This window comes from Allobosea sp. P5_A5 (assembly GCF_056400625.1).
This window is the reverse complement of record NZ_JBFUKY010000007.1, coordinates 194,678-217,782: the sequence shown is the minus strand read 5'-3', so window position 1 is coordinate 217,782 and position 23,105 is coordinate 194,678. Positions and strand designations below refer to the sequence as shown.

Annotated in this window: 20 protein-coding genes; 13 read left to right on the top strand and 7 right to left on the bottom strand. The window is 65.9% G+C overall.

Annotated features, from left to right (window positions below):
* The first annotated feature begins 160 nt into the window (after nt 1-160).
* The 3 genes from gltB to AC1DR6_RS15680 all read left to right on the top strand — a co-directional run bounded on the left by gltB (nt 161) and on the right by AC1DR6_RS15680 (nt 6,579).
* On the top strand, nt 161-4,855 hold the full coding sequence (gene gltB, locus AC1DR6_RS15690) for a glutamate synthase large subunit (protein ID WP_476830176.1): 4,695 nt from the start codon (nt 161-163) through the stop codon (nt 4,853-4,855).
* A 95-nt stretch (nt 4,856-4,950) separates the two neighbouring features.
* A complete protein-coding gene (locus tag AC1DR6_RS15685; protein ID WP_476830175.1) occupies nt 4,951-6,375 on the top strand; it encodes a glutamate synthase subunit beta in 1,425 nt (474 codons plus the stop codon).
* Nucleotides 6,376-6,393: 18 nt separating this feature from the next.
* Nucleotides 6,394-6,579 carry a hypothetical protein gene (locus AC1DR6_RS15680; RefSeq protein ID WP_476830174.1) on the top strand — a complete coding sequence of 62 codons (186 nt, stop codon included), beginning with the start codon at nt 6,394-6,396 and terminating at the stop codon, nt 6,577-6,579.
* Between the two features lie 28 nt (nt 6,580-6,607).
* Here AC1DR6_RS15680 and AC1DR6_RS15675 read toward each other — a convergent pair whose 3' ends face one another.
* Together AC1DR6_RS15675 and AC1DR6_RS15670 are read right to left on the bottom strand one after the other, a co-directional pair.
* A complete protein-coding gene (locus AC1DR6_RS15675) occupies nt 6,608-7,810 on the bottom strand; it encodes an SGNH/GDSL hydrolase family protein (RefSeq protein ID WP_476830173.1) in 1,203 nt (400 codons plus the stop codon).
* 58 nt (nt 7,811-7,868) lie between these two features.
* Nucleotides 7,869-9,101, bottom strand: a complete 1,233-nt coding sequence (locus tag AC1DR6_RS15670) for a lytic murein transglycosylase (protein ID WP_476830172.1) — start codon at nt 9,099-9,101, stop codon at nt 7,869-7,871.
* Between the two features lie 310 nt (nt 9,102-9,411).
* Here AC1DR6_RS15670 and rnk point away from each other — a divergent pair, with 310 nt between their 5' ends.
* Nucleotides 9,412-9,837, top strand: a complete 426-nt coding sequence (gene rnk, locus AC1DR6_RS15665) for a nucleoside diphosphate kinase regulator (protein WP_476830171.1) — start codon at nt 9,412-9,414, stop codon at nt 9,835-9,837.
* A gap of 9 nt (nt 9,838-9,846) precedes the next feature.
* Here rnk and galE read toward each other — a convergent pair whose 3' ends face one another.
* Complete coding sequence (gene galE / locus AC1DR6_RS15660; RefSeq protein WP_476830226.1) at nt 9,847-10,839, bottom strand: UDP-glucose 4-epimerase GalE; 993 nt, start codon at nt 10,837-10,839, stop codon at nt 9,847-9,849.
* A gap of 171 nt (nt 10,840-11,010) precedes the next feature.
* Here galE and galU point away from each other — a divergent pair, with 171 nt between their 5' ends.
* The 6 genes from galU (at nt 11,011) to grxD (ending at nt 16,196) form a co-directional block, all read left to right on the top strand.
* Nucleotides 11,011-11,889 (top strand): UTP--glucose-1-phosphate uridylyltransferase GalU, encoded by an 879-nt coding sequence (gene galU, locus AC1DR6_RS15655; RefSeq protein WP_476830170.1) that lies wholly within the window; start codon nt 11,011-11,013, stop codon nt 11,887-11,889.
* A gap of 56 nt (nt 11,890-11,945) precedes the next feature.
* Nucleotides 11,946-12,833 carry a methyltransferase domain-containing protein gene (locus AC1DR6_RS15650; protein ID WP_476830169.1) on the top strand — a complete coding sequence of 296 codons (888 nt, stop codon included), beginning with the start codon at nt 11,946-11,948 and terminating at the stop codon, nt 12,831-12,833.
* Nucleotides 12,830-13,267, top strand: a complete 438-nt coding sequence (locus tag AC1DR6_RS15645; RefSeq protein ID WP_476830168.1) for an acyl-CoA thioesterase — start codon at nt 12,830-12,832, stop codon at nt 13,265-13,267. The genes AC1DR6_RS15650 and AC1DR6_RS15645 overlap by 4 nt, the downstream gene beginning before the upstream one ends.
* Before the next feature lie 86 nt (nt 13,268-13,353).
* The gene (purL, locus tag AC1DR6_RS15640; RefSeq protein WP_476830167.1) at nt 13,354-15,564 is read left to right on the top strand and encodes a phosphoribosylformylglycinamidine synthase subunit PurL; all 2,211 of its coding nucleotides are present in this window, start codon (nt 13,354-13,356) and stop codon (nt 15,562-15,564) included.
* Between the two features lie 12 nt (nt 15,565-15,576).
* The gene (locus AC1DR6_RS15635) at nt 15,577-15,813 is read left to right on the top strand and encodes a BolA family protein (protein WP_476830166.1); all 237 of its coding nucleotides are present in this window, start codon (nt 15,577-15,579) and stop codon (nt 15,811-15,813) included.
* 47 nt (nt 15,814-15,860) lie between these two features.
* Nucleotides 15,861-16,196, top strand: coding sequence for a Grx4 family monothiol glutaredoxin (gene grxD / locus AC1DR6_RS15630; protein ID WP_476830165.1), 336 nt, complete (start codon nt 15,861-15,863; stop codon nt 16,194-16,196).
* Nucleotides 16,197-16,199: 3 nt separating this feature from the next.
* Here grxD and AC1DR6_RS15625 read toward each other — a convergent pair whose 3' ends face one another.
* From AC1DR6_RS15625 to tlpA, 4 genes are all read right to left on the bottom strand, one after another.
* A complete protein-coding gene (locus tag AC1DR6_RS15625) occupies nt 16,200-16,808 on the bottom strand; it encodes an ATPase (protein WP_476830164.1) in 609 nt (202 codons plus the stop codon).
* A gap of 41 nt (nt 16,809-16,849) precedes the next feature.
* A complete protein-coding gene (locus AC1DR6_RS15620; RefSeq protein ID WP_476830225.1) occupies nt 16,850-17,098 on the bottom strand; it encodes a DUF1272 domain-containing protein in 249 nt (82 codons plus the stop codon).
* 74 nt (nt 17,099-17,172) lie between these two features.
* A complete protein-coding gene (locus tag AC1DR6_RS15615; RefSeq protein WP_476830163.1) occupies nt 17,173-18,903 on the bottom strand; it encodes a carbamoyltransferase family protein in 1,731 nt (576 codons plus the stop codon).
* Between the two features lie 175 nt (nt 18,904-19,078).
* Nucleotides 19,079-19,705 carry a thiol:disulfide interchange protein TlpA gene (tlpA, locus tag AC1DR6_RS15610; protein ID WP_476830162.1) on the bottom strand — a complete coding sequence of 209 codons (627 nt, stop codon included), beginning with the start codon at nt 19,703-19,705 and terminating at the stop codon, nt 19,079-19,081.
* A gap of 30 nt (nt 19,706-19,735) precedes the next feature.
* Here tlpA and argH point away from each other — a divergent pair, with 30 nt between their 5' ends.
* The 3 genes from argH to lysA all read left to right on the top strand — a co-directional run bounded on the left by argH (nt 19,736) and on the right by lysA (nt 23,040).
* Nucleotides 19,736-21,127 (top strand): argininosuccinate lyase, encoded by a 1,392-nt coding sequence (gene argH, locus AC1DR6_RS15605; protein ID WP_476830161.1) that lies wholly within the window; start codon nt 19,736-19,738, stop codon nt 21,125-21,127.
* Nucleotides 21,128-21,346: 219 nt separating this feature from the next.
* The gene (gene lptM, locus AC1DR6_RS15600; protein ID WP_476830160.1) at nt 21,347-21,610 is read left to right on the top strand and encodes an LPS translocon maturation chaperone LptM; all 264 of its coding nucleotides are present in this window, start codon (nt 21,347-21,349) and stop codon (nt 21,608-21,610) included.
* A gap of 140 nt (nt 21,611-21,750) precedes the next feature.
* Nucleotides 21,751-23,040, top strand: coding sequence for a diaminopimelate decarboxylase (gene lysA, locus AC1DR6_RS15595; protein WP_476830159.1), 1,290 nt, complete (start codon nt 21,751-21,753; stop codon nt 23,038-23,040).
* Nucleotides 23,041-23,105: the final 65 nt, after the last annotated feature.

Genomic DNA, 23,105 nt, shown 5'->3' with positions numbered 1-23,105 from the left:
CCTGAGCAAGCCAACTCCGACGACAAGACGGCCGGCCCGCTTCCGCCGCCACGCTGATATCGGTACCGGTGAGGGCCGAGGCGGCGATGGCGCGCGGGATGGATCGGATGGATTATCCCGCAGGCATCGCCTGTGGGTTTTTGGCGAGCGGGGTTTGACGATGAGCGCGACCGGCCAATCGAACGAGCATTTCGCGAACGACGACAGCGGGCGTTTTCCCGCCGTGCGCGATCCGTTGTTGCCGATCCATCAGGGCCTCTACAATCCCGCCAACGAGAAAGACTCCTGCGGTGTCGGCTTCGTCGCCGACATGAAAAACCGCAAGAGCCATGGGCTGGTGAAGCAGGGTCTCCAGATCCTGAGCAATCTTGACCATCGCGGCGCGGTCGGCGCCGATCCGAAGCTCGGCGACGGTTGCGGTATCCTCACCCAGATCCCGTATCGCTTCTTCAAGGAGGAGTGCGCGGCGCTTGGCATTGCGCTGCCCGAGGCCGGCTTCTACGCGATCGGCCAATTCTTCATGCCGCGCGACGCCAATGTGCGGGCGCTGTGCGAGGAGATCATCGCTCAGACCGTGGAGGAGGAGGGCCTGGCTTTCCTGGGCTGGCGCGATGTGCCGGTCGACAATTCCGACCTCGGCGAGGCGGTGCTGGAGACCGAGCCGGTGCATCGCCAGCTCTTCATCGGCCGCCCGGCCGATTTCGACGAGGACGAGTTCGAGCGGCAGGTCTACGTCCTGCGCAAGGCGGTCTCGAACAAGATCTACCGGCAGCAGGACCGCAGCTCGGCGGAGTATTATGCGGTTTCGCTGTCCTGCCGCACCATCGTCTACAAGGGCATGGTGCTGGTGAACCAGCTCGGCTCCTACTTCAAGGATTTGCAGGACGAGCGTTTCGAAAGCGCGCTGGCTCTGGTGCATCAGCGCTTCGCGACGAACACCTTCCCGTCCTGGCGGCTGGCCCATCCCTACCGCATGGTCGCGCATAATGGCGAGATCAACACGCTGCGCGGCAACGTCAACTGGATGGCGGCCCGGCAGGCCAGCGTCGATTCCGAGCTGTTCGGCTCGGATATCTCGAAGCTCTGGCCGATCTCCTATGAGGGCCAGTCGGACACCGCCTGCTTCGACAACGCGCTCGAATTCCTGGTGCAGGGCGGCTATTCGCTGACCCATGCGATGATGATGCTGGTTCCCGAAGCCTGGAACGGCAACCCGCTGATGAACGAGGAGCGGCGCGCCTTCTACGAATACCACGCCGCGCTGATGGAGCCCTGGGACGGGCCGGCCGCGATCGCCTTCACCGATGGGCGCCAGATCGGCGCGACGCTGGACCGCAACGGCTTGAGGCCGGCGCGCTATCTCGTCACCGATGACGGGCTCGTGGTGCTCGCTTCGGAATTCGGCGTGCTGCCGATCCCGGAGGAGAAGATTGTCGAGAAGTGGCGCCTCCAGCCGGGCAAGATGCTGCTGATCGACCTCGAACAGGGCCGCATCATCGGCGACGACGAGATCAAGACGTCGTTGTGCCTCGCCAACCCCTACAAGGACTGGCTGAAGCGCACCCAGATCGTGCTGGAGGATCTGCCGCCGGTCGAGGCGCGGGCTTCGCGCACCGACGTGCCACTGCTCGATCGCCAGCAGGCCTTCGGCTACACCACCGAGGATGTCCGTCTGTTAATGGCGCCGATGGCGGTGACGGGGCAGGAGGCTGTCGGCTCGATGGGCACCGACACGCCGATTTCGCCGCTCTCGCTGAAGTCGAAGCTGCTCTACACTTATTTCAAGCAGAACTTCGCGCAGGTGACGAACCCGCCAATCGACCCGATCCGCGAAGAGCTGGTGATGAGCCTGCTCTCCTTCATCGGGCCGCGTCCGAACATCCTCGATCTCGAAGGCACGTCGCGGCGCAAGCGTCTTGAAGTGCGCACCCCGATCCTGACCAATGACGATCTTGAGAAGATCCGCTGCATCGGCCATTACGAGGACCGGTTCGACACCAAGACGATCGACTTCACCTATCCGGCGCGCGATGGCGCTGCGGGTATGGAAGGCGCGCTGGCGCGGCTGTGCGAGCGGGCCGAGGCGGCCGTCCATGGCGGCTACAACATCATCATCCTGTCCGACCGGCAGGTGGGGGCGGACCGCATCCCGATCCCGGCGCTGCTGGCGACGGCCGCCGTGCATCATCACCTGATCCGCAAGGGCCTGCGCACCTCGGCCGGCCTCGTCGTCGAAACCGGCGAGCCGCGCGAGATCCATCATTTCTGCTGCCTCGCCGGTTATGGCGCGGAGGCGATCAACCCCTATCTCGCCTTCGATACCCTGCTCGACCAGCATGCGCAGGGCGCCTTCCCCGAGGAGGTCGATGCCGGCGAGGTCGTGAAGCGCTACATCAAGTCGGTCGGCAAAGGTGTGCTCAAGGTGATGTCCAAGATGGGCATCTCGACCTACCAATCCTATTGCGGCGCGCAGATCTTCGACGCCGTCGGCCTCAAGACGGATTTCGTCGAGAAGTTCTTCTTCGGTACCGGCACCGCGATCGAGGGCGTCGGGCTGGAAGAGATCGCCGAGGAGAGCCTGCGCCGTCATCGCGACGCCTTCGGCGATGCGCCGATCTATCGCGACAGCCTCGATATCGGCGGCGAGTACATGTACCGCATCCGGGGCGAGGACCATGTCTGGAAGCCCGATGTCGTCGCCTCGCTTCAGCATGCCGTGCGCCTCAACGCGCAGGACCGCTACGAGGAGTTCGCCCGGCAGGTGAACGACGACGCGGAGCGCTTCAGCACCATTCGCGGCCTGTTCAAGGTCAAGTTGGCGGGCGAGGACGGGCGTGCGCCCGTGCCGCTCGACAGCGTCGAGCCTGCGACCGAGATCGTGAAGCGCTTCGCCACCGGCGCGATGTCCTTCGGCTCGATCTCGCGCGAGGCGCATGAGACGATCGCGATCGCGATGAACCAGATCGGCGGCAAGTCCAACACCGGTGAGGGCGGCGAAGAGCCGATCCGCTTCAAGCCGATGGCGGATGGCCGCTCCAAGCGCTCCGCGATCAAGCAGATCGCGTCGGGCCGCTTCGGCGTGACCACAGAATATCTGGTCAATGCCGACATGATGCAGATCAAGGTCGCGCAGGGCGCCAAGCCCGGTGAGGGCGGCCAGCTGCCCGGCCACAAGGTCGACGCCAAGATCGCCAAGACCCGGCATTCGACGCCCGGCGTCGGCCTGATCTCGCCGCCGCCGCATCACGACATCTACTCGATCGAGGATCTGGCGCAGCTGATCTTCGACCTGAAGAACGTCAATCCGGCGGCCGATGTCTCGGTCAAGCTCGTCTCCGAGATCGGGGTCGGGACGGTCGCGGCCGGCGTCGCCAAGTCGCGCGCCGACCACATCACCATCTCCGGCTTCGAGGGCGGCACGGGCGCGAGCCCGCTGACCTCGCTGAAGCATGCCGGTTCGCCCTGGGAGATCGGCCTGGCCGAGACCCAGCAGACGCTGGTCCTGAACAGGCTACGCGGGCGCATCGCGCTGCAGGTCGATGGCGGCTTGCGCACCGGGCGCGATGTGGTGATCGGCGCCTTGCTGGGCGCCGACGAGTTCGGCTTCTCGACCGCGCCGCTGATTGCGGCCGGCTGCATCATGATGCGCAAGTGCCACCTCAACACCTGCCCGGTCGGAGTCGCGACGCAGGACCCGGTGCTACGCAAGCGCTTCAAGGGCCTGCCCGAGCATGTGGTGAACTACTTCTTCTTCGTGGCCGAGGATGTCCGCCGGATGATGGCGGAGATGGGCTTCACCAAGATGGAGGAGCTGGTCGGGCGCTCCGACCTGCTCGACAAGCGCGAGGCCATCGACCACTGGAAGGCGAAGGGGCTCGACTTCTCGAAGCTCTTCCACAAGGTCGAGCTGCCCGGCGTCGCGTTCCGTCATGTCGAGCGGCAGCATCACCCGATCGACAGCGTGCTCGACCGCCGGTTGATCCAGGCCGCACAGGGCGCGGTGGAGACCGGCACGCCGGTCGTGATCGAAGAGACGATTTCGAATGTCGACCGTTCGGCCGGCGCGATGCTGTCGGGCGTCGTGGCCAAGGCCTATGGGCATGCCGGCCTGCCGGACGACACCATCACGGTGAAGCTGAAGGGTACGTCGGGCCAGAGCTTTGCCTGCTTCCTGGCGGCCGGCGTCACCGTCGAGCTGACCGGGCAAGCCAATGATTATGTCGGCAAGGGTCTCTCGGGCGGCAAGCTGATCGTCAAGCCGGATCCGGCCTCGCGGGCCGAGCCCGAGCGCTCGATCATCGTCGGTAACACCGTGCTCTACGGGGCGATCTCGGGCGAGGCCTATTTCCGGGGTGTCGCGGGCGAACGCTTCGCAGTGCGCAATTCCGGCGCCATCGCGGTGGTCGAAGGCACGGGCGACCATGGCTGCGAATACATGACCGGCGGCGTCGTCGTCGTCATCGGCCAGACCGGGCGCAACTTCGCGGCCGGCATGTCGGGCGGCATCGCCTATGTGCTGGACGAGGACGGCACCTTCAAATCGCGCTGCAACCTCTCGATGGTCGATCTCGAACCGGTCGAGGAGGAAGAGGAGCTGATGGAGCGGCTGCACCATCATGGCGGCGATCTCGAGCATAAGGGCCGCATCGACATGACCAACATGTCCGGCCATGACGACGAGCGGTTGATGCAGATGCTGACGAACCACTTCACCTATACGGGCTCAGCGAAGGCGCGCACGATCCTCGACAACTGGGCGGACTACCGCACCAAATTCGTCAAGGTGATGCCGGTCGAATACCGCCGCGCGCTCCGCGAAATGGAGCAGGCCCGCACCTTGCAGGCTGCCGAATAAGGCACGCTATCCGCCGGGGCCCGCTGGCCCCGGTTCCGCGATCAGGACAGATATGCGCGGGCTCAAGCCCGGCCGACGGCGAGAGATACAGGCGTATGGGCAAGGTTACGGGCTTCCTCGAATACGACCGGCAGGAGCAGAAATATCAGCTCGCCGGCGATCGCATCAGGCATTTCCGCGAGTTCACGCTCCCGCTGGAGGAGCGCGACGTCAAGAAGCAGGCGGCGCGCTGCATGGATTGCGGCATCCCGTTCTGCCATGGGCCGACCGGCTGCCCGGTGCACAATCAGATCCCCGACTGGAACGAGCTGGTGTTTTCCGGCGGTTGGGAAGCGGCGCTGCGCAACCTTCATTCCACCAACAACTTCCCGGAGTTCACCGGCCGCATCTGCCCGGCGCCCTGCGAGGAAGCCTGTACGCTCAACCTCGAGAACATGCCGGTGACGATCAAGACGATCGAGCAGGCGATCGCCGACAAGGGTTGGCAGGAAGGCTGGATCGCGCCGGAAATCCCGGCCAAGCGGACGGGCAAGCGCATCGCCGTCATCGGCTCCGGCCCGGCCGGGATGGCAGCGGCGCAGCAGCTCGCGCGCGTCGGCCACGAGGTGAATGTCTATGAGCGAGAGGCGAAGGCCGGCGGCCTGCTGCGGTACGGCATTCCCGACTTCAAGATGGAAAAGAAGCACATCGACCGCCGCGTGAAGCAGATGGAGGCCGAGGGCGTCACCTTCCATTACAAGCAGAACATCGGTGTCACCGTGGCCTTCGCCGACATCGCCGCCGGGCACGATGCGGTGTTGATGACGGCAGGCGCCGAGGCGCCGCGCGATCCCGGCCTGCCGGACACCAATCTCGCGGGCGTGCATTACGCGATGCCCTTCCTGACGCAGCAGAACAAGCGCGTCGGCGGCGAGGATGTCTCGAACGAGGCGCCGATCCTGGCCGGCGGCAAGCATGTCGTGGTCGTCGGCGGCGGCGATACGGCGTCCGACTGCGTCGGCACAGCGTTTCGGCAGGGCGCGCTCTCGGTGACGCAGCTCGACATCCGCCCGATGGCGCCGCAGATCGAGGACAAGCTCACCGTCTGGCCGTATTGGCCGACGAAGTTCCGCACCTCCTCCTCGCAGGCCGAGGGCGCCGAACGCGAATTCCAGGCCGCGACGCTCGGGCTCGAAGGCCGCAACGGGCGTCTCACCGGGGTGAAATGTGCCCGCGTCGACGACAGGCGCCAGCCCATTCCCGGCACCGAATTCGTGCTGCCGGCCGATCTCTGCTTCCTCGCGATCGGCTTTGCCGGTTCGCTGGTCGAGGGGATGCTGACGCAAGCGGGTGTAGCGATGGACAAGCGCGCCAACGTTGTCGCCGACGACCGGGAGTATCGCACCAGCGTCGACAAGGTCTATGTCGCCGGCGACATGCGCCGTGGCCAGTCGCTGGTCGTCTGGGCGATCCGCGAGGGTCGTCAGGCGGCCCATGCCATCGACAAAGAGCTGATGGGCGCGACGATCCTGCCGATGTGATCGACGGGGGCACGTGGAATGAACAAGCAGACACTCCTCCTGCAGATCGTTCTGGCCGTGGCGGGCTGCTGTCTCGGCGCCTATGTCGGTCAGGAGCTGATCGGCGACAGCGCGCTGGGATGGGCTGCGACGGGAGCCATCACCGCCGGCTTCTGCGCGCCGCTGTTCAAGACCCTGATCGCCTGGCGGCAACGTCGCGGCTGAAGGGCGTGTCCGACCGCATCCCGCTGGATCAACGCCGCCAGCGCACGTCGTCGAGCCGGCCCGGCACGGCCTCCGGCGCGATGCCATGCCCGAAGACGCGCTCCAGCAGGAGGGCCGCGTCGCCGGTGCCGCGTGCTTCCGCGATCGAGGATAGCAGCGGCTGGTCCGGTAGGGGCACCTGGCCGGTGAGCGGCTGGATTGCGCCCGCCAGCGGCCGGGCGCGCAAGGCGTCGGCGAGGCCGAGCGTCGGGATGCCCGCCACCATCTGGTCGATCAGCCGCTCGACGCCGCCGGGCTGCAGTTCCGGCGCTGCCGGGGGGCCGATCACAGGGGCAATGGGCAGGGCGACGACACTGGCTTGCGGCGCGGCTTCGATCATCCGGCGGATGACCAGATCGACGAAATGCGCCGCCTTGCGCGCGCCGGCCTTGGTGAAATGGACGCCGTCGCCCAGCCGCAGGCGCGTCGCCTGGCCGGAGACGTCGGGGCCCGACGCTGTGTAGCGGTTCTCCGCATCGACGAAGCCGCCCCAGAGATCGACATAGTGTCCGCCCGCCTTCTCGGCGCGCTCGCGATAAAGCTCGTTAAAGGTGACGAGATCGGCGGAAAGGCGCGCATTCTGCACCGGCGGCACGCCGACCCAGATCAGCGGAATGCGTTTGGCCGCAAAGGCCGTGGCAATGGCGTCCACCCGCTCGCGATAAAGCTCGAGCCAGCGGGGGCTCAGCGGCTCCTGCACCAGATCGCCGTCCCGCAAGGGCTGACGGTCGTTCAGGCCGATCAGCATGACAGCGATGCTGATCTTCTGCTCGCCTGCGAGCAGCTCCGTGACCGCTTTCGGCCAATCATAGAAATCGGCGCGGACCAGGCCGGAATCGGGCCTCGTCCGCGCGGTCACCTCGACATCGGGCCGGTCATTCAGGGCGTTGTCGAGCCCGTCCGCCAGCAGGTTGGCAAGCGAGTCGCCCAGCACCATGATGTGATAGGCGACGTCGACTTTCGGCACGACCGGATCGTCGCGCACGACCACGGGCGCGGGCCGGCGCCTCGCGACCGGCGCGGCGCGCGGGCGAGGCTGAACCTGTGGCGCCGCCGGCTGCGACGGCATCTGCCAGAACATCTGGAAGAGGTTGCGCTGCTGGGGTTGCTGGGCGAATGCGGCCGGCCCGCCCGTCACGATCGACAGGCAGGTGGCCGCAAGCATCATGACGAGCAGGGGAAGGCGCAGCATCAGCCACCCGATCCGGCAACCACCGACACCGTCATCATAAGCCCGCGCCTGTCCGAAGTCAGCGTCCCCCGCGCATGCGGGCGAGCAAGGCCGGCGTCGGGTAACCATCGGCGATCTCGCCGACGCTGATCTGGTAGCGCCGCACCGCCTCGCGCGTGCCCGAGCCGATGCGGCCATCGGCGTCGTGGTCGTAGAGGCCGAGCGATTTCAGGCGGCGCTGCACATCCTTCGTGCCGCCCATATCGAGGCGCGCGGCCTTGACCGGCCAATCGGCCTGGATTTCCGGCCGCCCCATGATGCGGTCGCCGAGATGGCCGACCGCGAGTGCATAGGCGTCCGAGGAATTGTACTTCTTGATGACGTCGAAATTGGCGGTCAGCAGCAAGGCAGGGCCGGTGTGGCCGGCCGGAAAAAACAGGCGGCCCTCGCCGGAGGAGGGCAGGGCGCGGCCATCGGCGCGGGTCACGCCAGCACTGCGGAAGGAGGAGAAGCTGCCTTTTTCGAGGCGATAGTCGAAGCTTTCGGGCAGTGTCACCTCCATGCCCCAAGGCAGGCCCGGCACCCAGCCGAAGCTCTTCAAATAGTTCGCGGTCGAGGCGATGGCGTCGGCCGAGGAGGTCCAGATATCGGCATGGCCGTTGCCGGTGAAGTCGACGGCGTATTTCAGATAGCTCGACGGCATGAACTGGGTATGGCCCATCGCGCCGGCCCAGGAGCCGCGCAACTCATCGCGCCCGACATAGCCCTTTTCGATCAGCTCCAGCGCCACCAGCAACTCGTCGCGGAAAAAGTCGCCGCGATAGCGGATCGAGGCCAGTGTCGCGAGCGAACGGATGACATCCTTGTTGCCCTTGAAGGAGCCGAAATTGGTCTCCATCCCCCAGACGCCGAGGACGACCTCCTTCGGCACGCCGTAACGCGCCTCGACCTGGGCCAGCACGCCTGCATTCTCGGCCGCGACCGCCTGGCCGCGCCCGATGCGGCCGCCGCCGACGGCGCTGTTCAGATAACCCCAGATCGGGGCGCTGAATTCCGACTGTTTCTTCGTCAGCGCGACGATCGAGGCGTCGGGCGTGACGTTCTGGAAGGCGAGATCGAAGGTCCGCCGCGAGATGCCGCGCGCCTGAGCCAGCGGCCAGAGCCGCTGCACGAAAATCTCGAAGCCGACACTGGCGGGCGTCGCGGCCGGAACCCCGTCCGGGTTGCGCGACACCGAAATCGAGCCCGTGACCTGCGCGACGACCGGCGTCAGGCTGAGCAGCGCCGAGGCGGCAATGACGGTCAGGCGCATGGGGGCTCCCGGCTTTGAAGGATGGAAACATCTCCAAAGCGCCTGAACAAGATTAATCAGCGGTTAAACGAGGTGGCTTTCGGGCTTTCCGCGACCATTTGACAAGGCGCCGGGATTGGCCGAGTCTCCTCTCATGCACCAAGCGTCGACCTTCCAGCACGGCCGTCACCGGTCGGGGATCATCATCGCGGGCGTCTAGCCCCGGGCCTGTCGCGCGTCGCGCCCCGGTCCGGGGGCGGCTTTCCAATCTCGTCCAACCTCGCGGCGCGCCGACCGGCGTGCCGCTGCGCATTTTTCAAAGGCCTTCCTCATGACCCGCAAGACCAAGGCGCCGGCACGGCCGGCCATCGTCGTGACCGCAAGCGACCATGCCATCCTCACCCGCCTTGCCGATGGCGCCATCGACACCATGCCGGAACTGGCCGAGGAGCTCGCGCGCGAGCTCGACCGTGCGCGAGTTCTGCCGAAGGGCCGCGTGTCGTCGGATCACGCGCATATCGGCAGCGCCATCCTCTACCGCGATGAAAGCACTGGTCGCGAGACGAGCCTCACGCTCGTATGGCCGGAGGATGCCGATATCGAGAAGCAGCGCGTTTCGGTCATGACACCGATCGGCGTCGCGCTGATCGGCATGGCGGCGGGGCGCTCGATCGACTGGACGACACGCTCAGGCGAGGTCAAGCAACTGACGGTGGTCACGGTCGGCGATCCCGCGCCGGCCTCTGCCGCAGCATGAGACGGGAGCTCAGGCGGAGCTGTTCTTCAGCCTGAGCTTTTCTTCCCAGGCGAGTGCCTGGCCGACGATCTCCTCGAGGTCGTCATGCTCGGGCGTCCAGCCCAGCTCCGCGCGGATGCGGTCGGCGCGCGCGATGAGCGAGCCCGGATCGCCCGCGCGACGCTCAGTCATCGTCACCGGAAAATCGACGCCGGAGACCTTCTTCACGACCTCGACGACGTCCTTCACCGAATAGCCGCGGCCATAGCCGCAATTCAGTGTCAGGCTGTCGCCGCCGGCGCGCAGATGGTCGAGCGCGGCGAGGTGGGCGCGGGCGAGGTCGGTGACGTGAATATAGTCGCGCACGCAGGTGCCGTCCGGCGTCGCGTAATCGCTGCCGAAAACGGTGAGGCCGTCGCGCTGGCCGAGTGCCGCCTGGCTCGCCACCTTGATCAGGTGGGTCGCGTTGGGCGATGACTGGCCCGAGCGCCCGCGCGGATCGGCGCCGGCCACGTTGAAATAGCGCAGGATGAGGTAGGAGAAGCCGTGCGCCTTGGCGGCGTCCTGCAACATCCACTCGCTCATCAGCTTGGAGCGGCCATAGGGGTTGATCGGGTTGAGCGCGATCTCCTCCGGCACCGGCGAGATGGCGGGCTCGCCATAGACCGCCGCCGTCGAGGAAAAGATCACATGCTTGACGCCACAGCGGACGGCGCTTTCCAGCAGTGCGCGCGTCTTCACGGTGTTGTTGTAATAATAGCCGAGTGGGTCGCTGACCGATTCAGGAACCACGATCCGCGCCGCGAAATGTGCGATCTCGCTCACGCCGTGCTCGGCGATCACGGACTCGACCAGCGCCTGGTCCCCAATGTCGCCCTGAACGAAGGTCGCCTCTGGCGGAACCGCCCACCAGAATCCCGTCGAGAGATTGTCGAGCACGACGACCTTTTCGCCGCGGTCGAGCAGTTCCAGCACCATATGGCTGCCGATATAGCCCGCTCCGCCCGAAACCAGCACGGTCATGCGCGTCATCTCCCCTTGCACCCGCCAGGAACCGCTCTCACGAAAAAGCGTTGACGGGTTCTCAAGCCCCTTCTCCTATAGAGCGTCGCGGTTCGCATCCACAGCGAATGAGCGACAGATTTGACCCCCTGCCCATCATCGGCCCTCAGCCACGGGACAAATGGACTTTTCATGACGAAACGCATCCGCAAGGCCGTCCTGCCCGTCGCCGGTCTCGGGACCCGCTTCCTGCCCGCTACGAAGGCGATTCCGAAGGAAATGCTGACCATCGTCGATCGGCCGGTGGTCCAGCATGTGGTGGACGAGGCCCGCGCGGCCGGGATCGAGCATTTCATCTTCGTCACCGGCCGTAACAAGGCGGTGATCGAGGACCATTTCGACATGGCCTACGAGCTCGACGACACGCTGGCCAAGCGCAACAAGCTCAAGGAGCTCGAGGCGCTGAAGGCTGATCTGCCGGCGGCCGGCGCCGCCAGCTTCACCCGCCAGCAGGCGCCGCTGGGTCTCGGCCATGCCGTCTGGTGCGCGCGCGAGCTTGTCGGAGACGAGCCCTTCGCGCTGTTGCTGCCCGACATGCTGCATTACACGATGGGCAAGGGCTGTCTCGCCGAGATGATCGACGCCTATGACAAGCATGGCGGCAACCACATCGCGGTGGCGCCGGTGCCGGACGACCAGACGCATCAGTACGGTATCGTCGCGGTCGAGGACGCCAAAGCCAAGGTCACGAAGATCACCGGCATGGTCGAGAAGCCGCCGAAGGGCACCGCGCCGTCCAACCTGCATGTCAGCGGCCGCTATATCCTGCAGCCGACGATCTTCAACCTGCTGGCGCATCAGGAGCCCGGTGCCGGCGGCGAGATCCAGCTCACCGACTCGATGATCGCGCTGTCGCGGCTGGAGCCTTTCCATGCGGTGCGCTTCGACGGCGAGATCTACGACACCGGTTCCAAGATCGGCTTTCTGACCGCCAACTTCGCTTATGCGCTCGACCGCAGCGATCTCGGCCCGCAGCTGCGCGCCGAAATCGAGCGGCTGCTCGAACGTTGATGTCTGGGCCGACGGCGCCTGGCTCCTGACGGGAGCCGCGCAGGGGAGATGAGTGTTTGAGCGATCAGAGCCTCGTCTTCGATCGGAACCTCGGTCGTTCGCGGCTGGCGCGGGCGCTGGCTGGTGATTATCCGGATTTTCTGCTTCAGCGCGTGGCGGGCGATCTGGATGACCGTCTCGGCGCCGTGCTGCGGCAGTTCGCGGTCGGGGCCGATCTGGGTACGCCGCTGCCGGTTGTGGCGCCGCTCCTGCAAGGGAAGGTCGGGCGCCTGTGGCGGTTGGCAGAGGTGGCGGGCGCGCCGACCGATCTCGTCGGCGATCTCGAGGCTCTGCCCTTCGCCGCCGCCTCGCTCGATCTTGCGGTGTCGCTGCTGGCCCTGCAAGGCGTGAACGATCTGCCGGGCGCAATGGTCCAGATCAGGCGCAGCCTTCGGCCGGATGGGCTGTTCATCGCCTGCCTGCTCGGCGGGCGGACGCTTCAAGAACTGCGGCAGGTCTTGCTCGAGGCCGAGGCCGAGACGACCGGCGGGGCAAGCCCGCGCGTGGCGCCTTTCGGGGATTTGCGCGATCTCGGCAGCCTTTTGCAGAGGGCCGGGTTTGCGCTGCCCGTCATCGACAGCGAGGTCGTGACGGTGCGGTATGGCGACATTTTCGGGCTGATGCGTGATCTGAAGGCGATGGGCTGGGCGAATGCGCTGCTGTCTCGCCGCAGGACGACGCTGCGGCGCGACACGCTGCTGAGAGCGGCAGCGCTTTATGCCGAGCGTTATTCCGATGCCGACGGCCGGCTGCGCGCAACCTTCGAATGCGTCTGGCTCTCGGGCTGGGCGCCGCATGAAAGCCAGCAGAAGCCGCTGAAGCCGGGCTCGGCCAAGACACGATTGGCGGATGCGCTCGGCGTCCCGGAGATTGGGACCGGCGACAAGCCGGGAGGCGCAGGGTGAGTGAGAGGCCACCCCGCCGGGGCCGCGCCGACTTCCGTATCTTCCGGCCAATCCAGACGCGCTGGCACGACAATGACGTCTACGGCCACGTGAACAACGTCGTCTATTACAGCTGGTTCGACACGGCGGTGAACGGCTGGCTGGTCGAAAACGGCTTCCTCGACATCGGCGGCAGCGACACGATCGGGCTCGTGGTCGAGACCACCTGCACCTATTTCGAGAGCGTCGCCTTTCCGGAGGCGGTTGAGGTCGGCATCGCCGTCGAGCGGCTGGGCACCAGCTCGGTGACCTATCGCCTCGGCATTTTCAGGCACGGAAGCAATGAAGCAGCGGCGCAAGGCCGCTTCACCCATGTCTATGTCGAGCGCGCCGGCCAGAGGCCGGTTCCGATCCCGCCGCCGCTGCGAGCGGCACTCGAGGCCATGCAAGGCTGAGAATCGCGGCTAAAGCGTTGTCTCGCAGGCGCACACGGGTTATGCCGGCCCCATCGCCCGCCGGACCGCCAGGAAGCCTTCAGCCCGTGATTCCGAACGACATCAAGATCACCCCGCAGCTCGTGGCCGAGCATGGCCTGAAGCCGGACGAATATCAGCGCTTCCTGAACCTGATCGGGCGCGAGCCGACGATCACCGAACTCGGCATCGTCTCGGCGATGTGGAACGAGCATTGCTCCTACAAATCCTCCAAGCTTCATCTAAAGACGCTGCCGACCAAAGCGCCCTGGGTGATCCAGGGGCCGGGCGAGAATGCCGGCGTGATCGATATCGGCGACGGCACGGCCATCGTCTTCAAGATGGAGAGTCACAATCACCCGTCCTTCATCGAGCCCTATCAGGGCGCGACGACGGGCGTGGGCGGCATCTTGCGCGATGTCTTCACGATGGGCGCGCGGCCGATCGCGGTGCTCGACGCGCTGCGCTTCGGCTCGCCGGAGCATCCGCGCACGCGCCACCTCGTCTCGGGCGTGGTCGCCGGCGTCGGCGGCTACGGCAATTCCTTCGGCGTGCCGAATGTCGGCGGGCTGACCGGCTTCCACAGCCGCTATGACGGCAACATCCTGGTCAACGCCATGGCGGTCGGCATCGCCAAGGCCGATGAGATCTTCTACGCCAAGGCGTCGGGCGTCGGGAAGGCGATCGTCTATCTGGGCTCCAAGACCGGCCGCGACGGCATCCACGGCGCGACCATGGCTTCGGCCGAATTCGACGACAAATCCGAGGAGAAGCGCCCGACCGTGCAGGTCGGCGACCCCTTCGCCGAAAAGCTCCTGCTCGAAGCCTGCCTCGAGATCATGGCGGCGGGCCATGTCGATGCGATCCAGGACATGGGCGCGGCCGGCCTGACCTGCTCGGCCGTGGAGATGGGCGCCAAGGGCGATCTCGGCGTCGAGCTCGACCTCGACAAGGTGCCCTGCCGCGAGGAGGGCATGAGCGCCTATGAGATGATGCTGTCTGAAAGCCAGGAGCGCATGCTCATGGTGATCAAACCAGGCCATGAAGACGCCGCCGAGGCGATCTTCACCAAATGGGGCCTCGACTTCGCCGTCATCGGCCACACCACCGATACGCTGCGCTTCGTCGTGAAGCACAAGGGCGAGGTCATGGTCGACCTGCCGATCAAGGAACTCGGCGACGAGGCTCCGGAATATGATCGTCCCTGGGTCGAGACGCCGAAGCGCCAGCGCATCGCGTCCGAAAGCGTGACACCGCCCTGCGGCAATGCCGAGGCGCTGAAGAAGCTGATCGGCTCGCCGGACCTGTCGTCCAAGCGCTGGATCTGGGAGCAGTACGACACGCTGATCCTCGGCAATTCGGCGGTGACGCCTGGTGGCGATGCCGGGGTGATCCGCATCGAGAACGGGCCGAAGGGCCTCGCCATGACCGCCGATGTGACGCCGCGCTATTGCGAAGCCGATCCGTTCGAGGGCGGTAAGCAGGCAGTGGCCGAAGCCTGGCGCAGCCTGACGGCGGTGGGCGCCAAGCCCTTGGCGATCACCGACAACCTCAACTTCGGCAACCCCGAGAAGCTTGAGGTCATGGGCCAGCTCGTCGGCTGCATCCGCGGCATCGGCGAGGCCTGCCGGGCGCTCGACTTCCCCGTCGTCTCAGGCAATGTCTCGCTTTACAACGAGACCAACGGCGTTTCGATCCTGCCGACGCCCACCATCGGCGGCGTCGGCGTCATGGCCGATGTGATGAAGCACGCCACGATCGCGTTCAAGGCCGAGGGCGAGGCGATCATCCTCATCGGCGAGACCGCCGGCTGGCTCGGCCAGAGCGCCTATCTCGCGACGGTCTGCGGCCGTGAAGAGGGTGCGCCGCCGCCGGTCGACCTGGCCGTCGAGCGCCGCAATGGCGATTTCGTGCGTGGGTTGATCGAGGCCGGCCGGATCACGGCCTGTCATGATCTGTCGGATGGCGGTCTCGCCATCGCGCTGGCCGAGATGGCGCTGGCAAAGGGCATCGGGGCGACGATCGAGACGCTGCCGGCCGGGCCGGCTCACGCCGTGCTCTTCGGCGAGGACCAGGCTCGTTATATCCTTACGATTGGCGCTGCGCAGTCGGATGCACTCGTCGCCGAGGCGAAGACCGCCGGCGTGCCGGCCCTCGTTCTCGGTCGCACCGGCGGCGCGGCGCTTGCCCTCCCGGGTGAACCGGCCCTCGCGATAGCCGATCTCCGCACCATCCATGAAGATTGGCTGCCGACCTATATGGCCGGTAAGGCGGCTTGAGGAGACCAGACGATGGCGATGGATGCCTACGAGATCGAGCGGATGATCAAGGCCGCGCTGCCGGACGCTACGGTCGAGATCAAGGATCTCGCAGGTGATGGCGATCATTACGCCGCGACCGTCGTTTCGGCCGCCTTCAAGGGCAAAAACCGGGTGCAGCAGCACCAGATGGTCTATGCCGCGCTTCAGGGGAACATGGGCGGCGTGCTCCACGCCCTTGCGTTGACGACGAGCGTTTCCCAAGATTAGAACCAGACAATCCGACGGGCCTTGAACCCGCTTCAGGAGATAAAACGATGACCGACGTCAACGCCCGCATCGATGCCGAAGTAAAGTCCGCCGACGTGGTGCTCTTCATGAAGGGCACGCCGCAATTCCCGATGTGCGGCTTCTCCGGTCAGGTCGTGCAGATCCTGTCCTATGTCGGCGTGCCGTTCAAAAGCGTGAACGTGCTGGAGGACCAGGAAATCCGCGAGGGCATCAAGGGCTATTCGAACTGGCCGACGATCCCCCAGCTCTACGTCAAGGGCGAGTTCGTCGGCGGCTGCGACATCGCCCGCGAGATGTTCCAGGCAGGAGAGTTGCAGACCTTGCTCGAAGAGAAGGGCATCGCCGTCAAGCAGGCGAGCTGAGGCTTAGACTTCGGGGCATGCGGGCAGCGACCCAAGCGCCGCCCAGAGCGTGTCCGGCAGCGTCCGCGAGCGCTCGATGAGCGCGACGCAGCCGCGCCGCCCTTCGGCCACGGCTTTTGGTTTCAGCGTGGCGTTGTCGAATACGCGCCACCTGTCGACCGCGCCGATATAGAGCGGCAAATTGTCGATGGCGCGCGCAAAGCGCCTTCGGACATCCACCTCTGCCACGTCATGGCCACCTTCGCTGACGCGCCGCGCGATACGCGACAGCGAAACCTCGGGAGAGGCTGTCAGGAAGAAAAGCAGGTTGATCTCGAAGCCGGCGTCGTGCGCGGCTGCTATGGTGCGCAGATGCGTCTTTCCCGACATCGTCGTCTCGATAGAAAACGAGCGGCGGTCCCCGATCAGCGAGCGGGTCATGTCGAGTGCGACGCGCGCGGCGCGCTGCTGCTCTGCCGATGGATCGAGCGGCGAGAGACCCCGCGCGATCTCGTCGAGATTGACGAAGCGCGTGCTGCCCGACACGGCGCGAATGTGCCGAAAGGCGTAGGTCGTCTTGCCGACGCCATTAGGCCCTGCCACGATCCAGAATTGCGGCTGCGAAGCATTCATCCGGTCTGGCTAGCACGCGTCATGCTGCATCGCCAATTCTCTCAGGCCGCCGCGCATTCCGGGTGAGGCTTCGAAACCCGCTCTTTCGAAGGCGGGTTTTTTTCGAGCTTGCCTGCGGGTCGGATCGGCCTGCGGACAAGTTCGCCGCCACAATTGGGGCAGGCACCCTTGAAGCGGCCTTCCGCGCAATCGGCGCAGAAGGTGCATTCGAACGAGCAAATCATCGCGTCGCGGCTGCCGGGCGCTAGGTCGCGGTCACAGCATTCGCAGTTCGGGCGCAGTTGCAGCATGCAAGCCTCCTCAAAGTTGCTGGAGCATGAAGCTTGAGCGGCGTCTTGCCAACGCATCCTGCTGATGATCGCGATCACTTCACCAGTAGCCAGTCCTCCACCACCAGCGCGTCGAGGCCACTGGTGTAGAACATGAGGATCGCGTCCTCGGCCGTGTGCAGGATCGGCTTTCCCATGATGTTGAAGGAGGTGTTCAGGATCACTGGCACACCCGTCAGCTCATGGAAGGCCTGGATCAGCGCGTGATAGCGCGGATTGCGTTCGGCCGTGACACTCTGGAGGCGGCCGGTCGCATCCTCATGGACGACGGCGGGGACGCGGTTCCGCACCGCCTCCTTCCAGACCAGCGTGCGCTCCATATAGGGCGCGTCCTGGTAATTCTCGAACCAGTCGGCGGCGTGCTCGGCGAGGATCGACGGCGCGAAGGGGCGGAAGGCCTCGCGGTATTTGACCTTGGCGTTCAGAATGTCCTTGGCCTCAGTCGGGCGCGGATCGGCGATGATCGAGCGGTTGCCGAGCGCGCGGGGGCCGAATTCGGCGCGGCCCTGCACCCAGCCGATCAGCTTGCCCTCGGTCAGGAGCCTGGCTGTTACCGGAGCAACCTCGTCGGGGTCGAGTTTGCGCAGACGCTTTTCCCAGAGCTGCATGCGTTCGAGGGGCTCGGTCGAGACGCGCGAGCCCAGATAGGGCGAGAGCGGCCCCTTCGAAGCGCGCCAGTCCGGGTTCGCCTCGGCATGGCTGAGCCAGGCCGCACCGATTGCATTGCCGTCATCCGCCGGGGCGGAAGGCACGAATACGTGCTTGAAGCCGTGGCGCCCGACGATCTTGCCGTTGAACGAGGAGTTCAGCGCGCAGCCGCCGGCCAGCACGAGATTTTCGCTCGGGACAAGCGCGGCGGCTTCTCCGAGCAAGGCTTCCATCATTTCGGCGAAGACATCCTGCCCGCAGCGGGCCAGATCAGCCCAGCCCTGGTCTAGCGCGTCAGCCGGGCGCTTCGCCAAAATCTCCGCCGCCACGGCCTTGACGATATCGGCTTTGGCGAAGGAGAGCTTGTGGCCCTCGATCGTATAAAGTTTGCGCAGCAGCGCCATCAGCTCCGGGTCGGTCTTGCCATAGGGCGCCAGCCCCATGATCTTCCACTCCTCCCCCTTGGCCTGGTCGAAGCCGGCAAGGTCGGTGACGAGGCCGAAATAGAAGCCGATCGATTCCCGGCCGCGATGGCGCTTCACCTCGCGCAGCTTGCCGCCTTCAAGCGCGAAGATGGCGGACGCCCCTGTCTCGCCCATGCCGTCGACGACGAGGCAGGCTGCATCGGTGAAGGGTGACGACCAGCAGGCGTAAGCTGCGTGGCTCAGATGGTGCCCATGTCGCGTGAGGCCTGTGACGTTGGCGGTGCCATAGGCGCGGTCGAGCCCAAGCAGCACGCCCATGCCGGCGCGCTGCTGGCCGAGATGCAGCGAGGCGATCAGCGCGCGCTCGGTGCGCTCCGGCACCAGCGAGCGGTTTAGCTCCGGCGAAAGCTTCAGCAGCGCCTCCAGCGTGAAGGAGCCGGCGCGGGCCATCTGGTCGAGGAAGCCGGTGAAATCCTCGCCCCAGCTTGTTGCGATACGGACCTCGGCGTCCTGCGGGATGTAGCGCTTCAGCAGGGCTTCCATGCGCGGCGCCGAATCCGGCTCGCAGTTCGGCGCGCGCTTGTATTGCAGATAGCGCTCGGTCGCCTCGGCGAAGAGCACCTCGCCATCGGGGCCGATGATCGCGATGGCCGGGTCATGGAAGGTGGTGGCGAGGCCGATGGTGTAGGTCATGGGCGGGAGGATATGGCGCAGGGCGGTGCGACAGGCAATCGCGTGCTGTCATTCCGGGGCAGGCCGAAGGCCTGGACCAAGAACCCACGACTGGGCGAGCGCAATTGCGGGTCCAGTTGCTCATCCAGTCGTGGGTTCCGGGTTCTCGCTGCGCGAGCCCCGGAATGACAACGGGTCAGCGCCCGATCGCGGCCGCCATCAGCGCTTTCGAATCCGCGCTCGCCCAATCGGCCGGGCCCTGGATGATGCCGAGTTCGCAGCCTTCCTTGTCGACGATGATACTGACGGGCATGCCCTCGACCTTGTGCGCGGCGCGCAAGCTCTGGAAGGTTACGGCTTGGGGATCGCCGTAAAAGGGCAGGGCACCCACCTTGTTCTCGGTCAGCCAGGCCTTGGGCTTGTCGAGATTCCGGGTGTCTATGTTGATGGCCACAACCGAGAAATCTGGCCCGCTCATCTCGCGTTGCAATGCGTCGAGTGCCGGCATTTCCTTGAGGCACGGCGCGCACCAGGTCGCCCAGAGATTGACCAGCAGCGTCTTGCCCTTCAGCGCGGCCAGCGTCATCGGCCGGCCATCCGGCCCGTTGAAGGTCAGCTCAGGCGCGGGCTGCGGGTCCTTGCGGATCTCGACGGCCGCGACCTCGCCCTTGGCCAGCGGCGCCATGCGGGCCGCCGTCTGGCGCGCGGCCTTGCATGATCCGTTGCCGGCATCGCCCATGACGGAGTAGAAGGCGGCCACACCTGCGAGGCCGAGCGCTGCTGCGACCCCGAGGGCCAGACCGATCTTCGTTCCTGACGTCATCGTGCGTCCTCAAAAGCAGGAAAGACCGCCGTGAGCAACCGCATGTGGGGTGGGCGTTTCGCCACAGGTCCCGACGTCATCATGGAGGAGATCAACGCCTCGATCGACTTCGACAAGAAGCTCTGGCGGCAGGACATTCGCGGCTCGTTGGCTCATGCGGCGATGCTGGCCGAAACCGGCATCCTGACCAAGGACGATGTGGCGACGATCACGGAAGGCCTGAAAAAGGTCGAAGGCGAGATCGAGGCCGGCAGCTTTACCTTCTCCCGCGCGCTCGAGGACGTTCACATGAACGTCGAATCCAACCTCAAGGACAAGATCGGCCTCGCCGCCGGCCGCCTCCACACCGCCCGCTCGCGCAACGACCAGGTCGCGACCGACATGCGGCTATGGGTGCGCGACACGCTCGACGAGATCGACGGCCAGATGCGCGATCTCCAGCAGGCGCTGGCGGAAAAGGCGGATCTGCATGCCGGCGCGGTGATGCCGGGCTTCACCCATCTGCAATCGGCGCAGCCGGTCACCTTCGGCCACCATCTGCTGGCCTATGTCGAGATGCTCGGCCGCGATCGCGGCCGCATCCGCGATGCGCGCGCCCGGATGAACGAATGCCCCTTGGGAGCGGCGGCGCTTGCCGGTACCTCCTTCCCGATCGACCGGCACATGACGGCGAAGGCTCTGGGATTCGACCGGCCGACGGCGAACTCGCTCGATTCGGTCTCGGACCGCGATTTCGTGCTGGAGACGCTGGCCGATGCCTCGATCTGCGCGATGCATCTGTCGCGTCTGGCCGAGGAGATCGTGCTGTGGGCGACCCCGCAATTCGGCTTCGTCAGGCTCTCCGATGCGTTCTCGACGGGCTCCTCGATCATGCCGCAGAAGCGCAATCCGGACGCGGCCGAGCTGGTGCGCGGCAAGGCCGGGCGCGTCTTTGGGGCGCTGCAAGCGATGCTGACGATGATGAAGGGCCTGCCGCTGAGCTATTCCAAGGATATGCAGGAGGACAAGGAGGGCACTTTCGACGCCCTCCAGACCCTCTCGCTGTGCCTGGCCGCCATGACCGGCATGATCCGCGACCTGCAGCCCGACCTCAAGGCGATGAAGAAGGCGGCCGGGTTCGGCTACGCCACCGCGACTGACCTCGCCGACTGGCTGGTCCGGGTGCTGAAAATGCCGTTCCGCGATGCGCATCACGTCACCGGCCGGCTCGTCGGCATCGCCTCCGAACGCAAGATCGGGCTGGAGAAGCTGACGCTGGCCGAAATGCAGGCGGTCGAGCCTGCCATCACGGAGGCCGTCTTTGCCGTGCTCGGCGTCGACCAGTCGGTGAAGAGCCGGGTCAGCTATGGCGGCACGGCGCCGGCCAATGTCCGCAAGCAGGCCAGGGGCTGGCTGAAGCGGCTTGCCAAGGACAAGGCCTGAGCCTTCGTGCGTCATGCTCGCCCTTGTGGCGAGCATCCACGTCTTGAACATGACCTTCGACCGGCGAAGACGTGGATGGTCGGCACAAGGCCGACCATGACGGAAGGTGCGCTCGATTGACCCGAGATTAACGCGCCTTCGAGCCTCGCTCTCCGCCCCTTCCTCCGCTAATGTCCCGCCACGTTTCGTCCGAGGGCCGCCTTCGTGCTTCAACCAAGTTTGAAATCAAGGCCGCTGAAATTCGGCCGTGCCCTGCTGGTCGTCGGCTTGCTCGGGCTGGCGCTCGGCGCCTGCGGGCGCAAGGGGCCGCTCGAGGCGCCCCCGAACGTCACCGGCGCGGTGGACCTGCCCGACGACCAGGTCGGCGCCAAGGAGCAGGAGCCGGCGGATATCGGCTCGGCTTCCGTGCTGGCGAAGCCGGCCAAGGCCAATCGGGCGATCACCGTTCCGAACAAACCGTTCATCCTCGATCCGCTGATGTGAACCGCGGCTATGACGCCCGGCCAATGACGGGCGTCCTGCTCGGGCTCGACCCGAGCATCTCCTGCAAGAGATTCTCGGGTCTGCGCTACGCTTCGCCCGAGAATGACGGTTTTCGCCGTCGCTGACGCGAGCAAGAAACCATGCACCATTTCGCCTACCGTGACGGCTCGCTTCATGCCGAGGGCGTCGATCTCGCACGGATCGCGGCCGAGGTCGGCACGCCGGTCTATGTCTATTCCAGCGCCACGATCGAGCGGCACTACAGGCTGTTTTCCAACGCGGTGAAGGGCGTCGCGCCGGCTGGCGGCGCGCATGTGTTCTACGCGATGAAGGCCAACGGCAATCTCGGCGTGCTGAAGACGCTGGGCGCGCTTGGCGCCGGCATCGATACGGTGTCGGAAGGCGAAATCCGCAAGGCGCTCGCGGCTGGCATCGCGCCTGAGAAGATCGTGTTTTCGGGGGTCGGCAAGAGCGAGCAAGAGCTGCGCTTCGCCGTCGAGGCGGGGATCTATCAGGTCAATATCGAGACCGAGGGCGAGCTCGACCTGCTCTCCAGGGTCGCGGCCCAACTCGGCAAGCGGCAGGAGGCGGTGTTCCGGGTCAATCCGGATATCGGCGCCGGCGGCCACGCCAAGATCACCACTGGCTCTTCCGAAAACAAGTTCGGCGTCTCCTTCGAGGAGGTCGGCCGACTTTATGCCCGTGCGGCCAACATGCCGGGCGTGCGGATCATGGGGCTGGCCGTGCATATCGGCAGCCAGATCCGCGAGACCGACGCCTTCGAGGCGGCCTACACCAAGATGGTTTCGCTGGTCGGCGATCTCAGAGGCGAGGGGCACCGGGTCGACCGGCTCGATCTCGGCGGCGGGCTCGGCATTCCCTACGATATCCCCAAGCATTTCGACCATGGACCGGGGCTGATCGAGGCTTATGCGAAGATGGTCGGGCGCGTGACGAAGGGGCTCGATGTCGAACTCGGCTTCGAGCCCGGCCGCCTGATCGTCGGCAATGCCGGTATCCTGCTAACCAAAGTGCTGCACCTCAATCCGCGTCCGACGAAGCAGTTCCTCGTGGTCGATGCGGCGATGAACGATCTCGTGCGCCCAGCGATGTACGAGGCCTATCACGAGATCTGGCCAGTGACGGAGAGCGCGGACGACGCGCCCCGCGTCGCCTACGACGTGGTCGGGCCGATCTGCGAATCGGGCGACACCTTCACCACCGGCCGCAGCCTGCCGAAGCTGGCGCCGCACGACCTCATCGCCTTCATGACGGCGGGTGCCTATGGCGCCTCGATGTCCTCGACCTACAACCAGCGCCTGCTGGTGCCGGAGGTGATGGTGAAAGGCGACGACTACGCCGTGACCCGACCGCGCCAGAGCTATGAAGAGCTGATCGGCATGGACCGGCTGCCGGGTTGGTTCGCGTAAGTTGCAGCGTCATTCTCGGGCTTGACCCGAGAATCTCGTGCCGCATGGGCTCTGGTTTCCAAGAT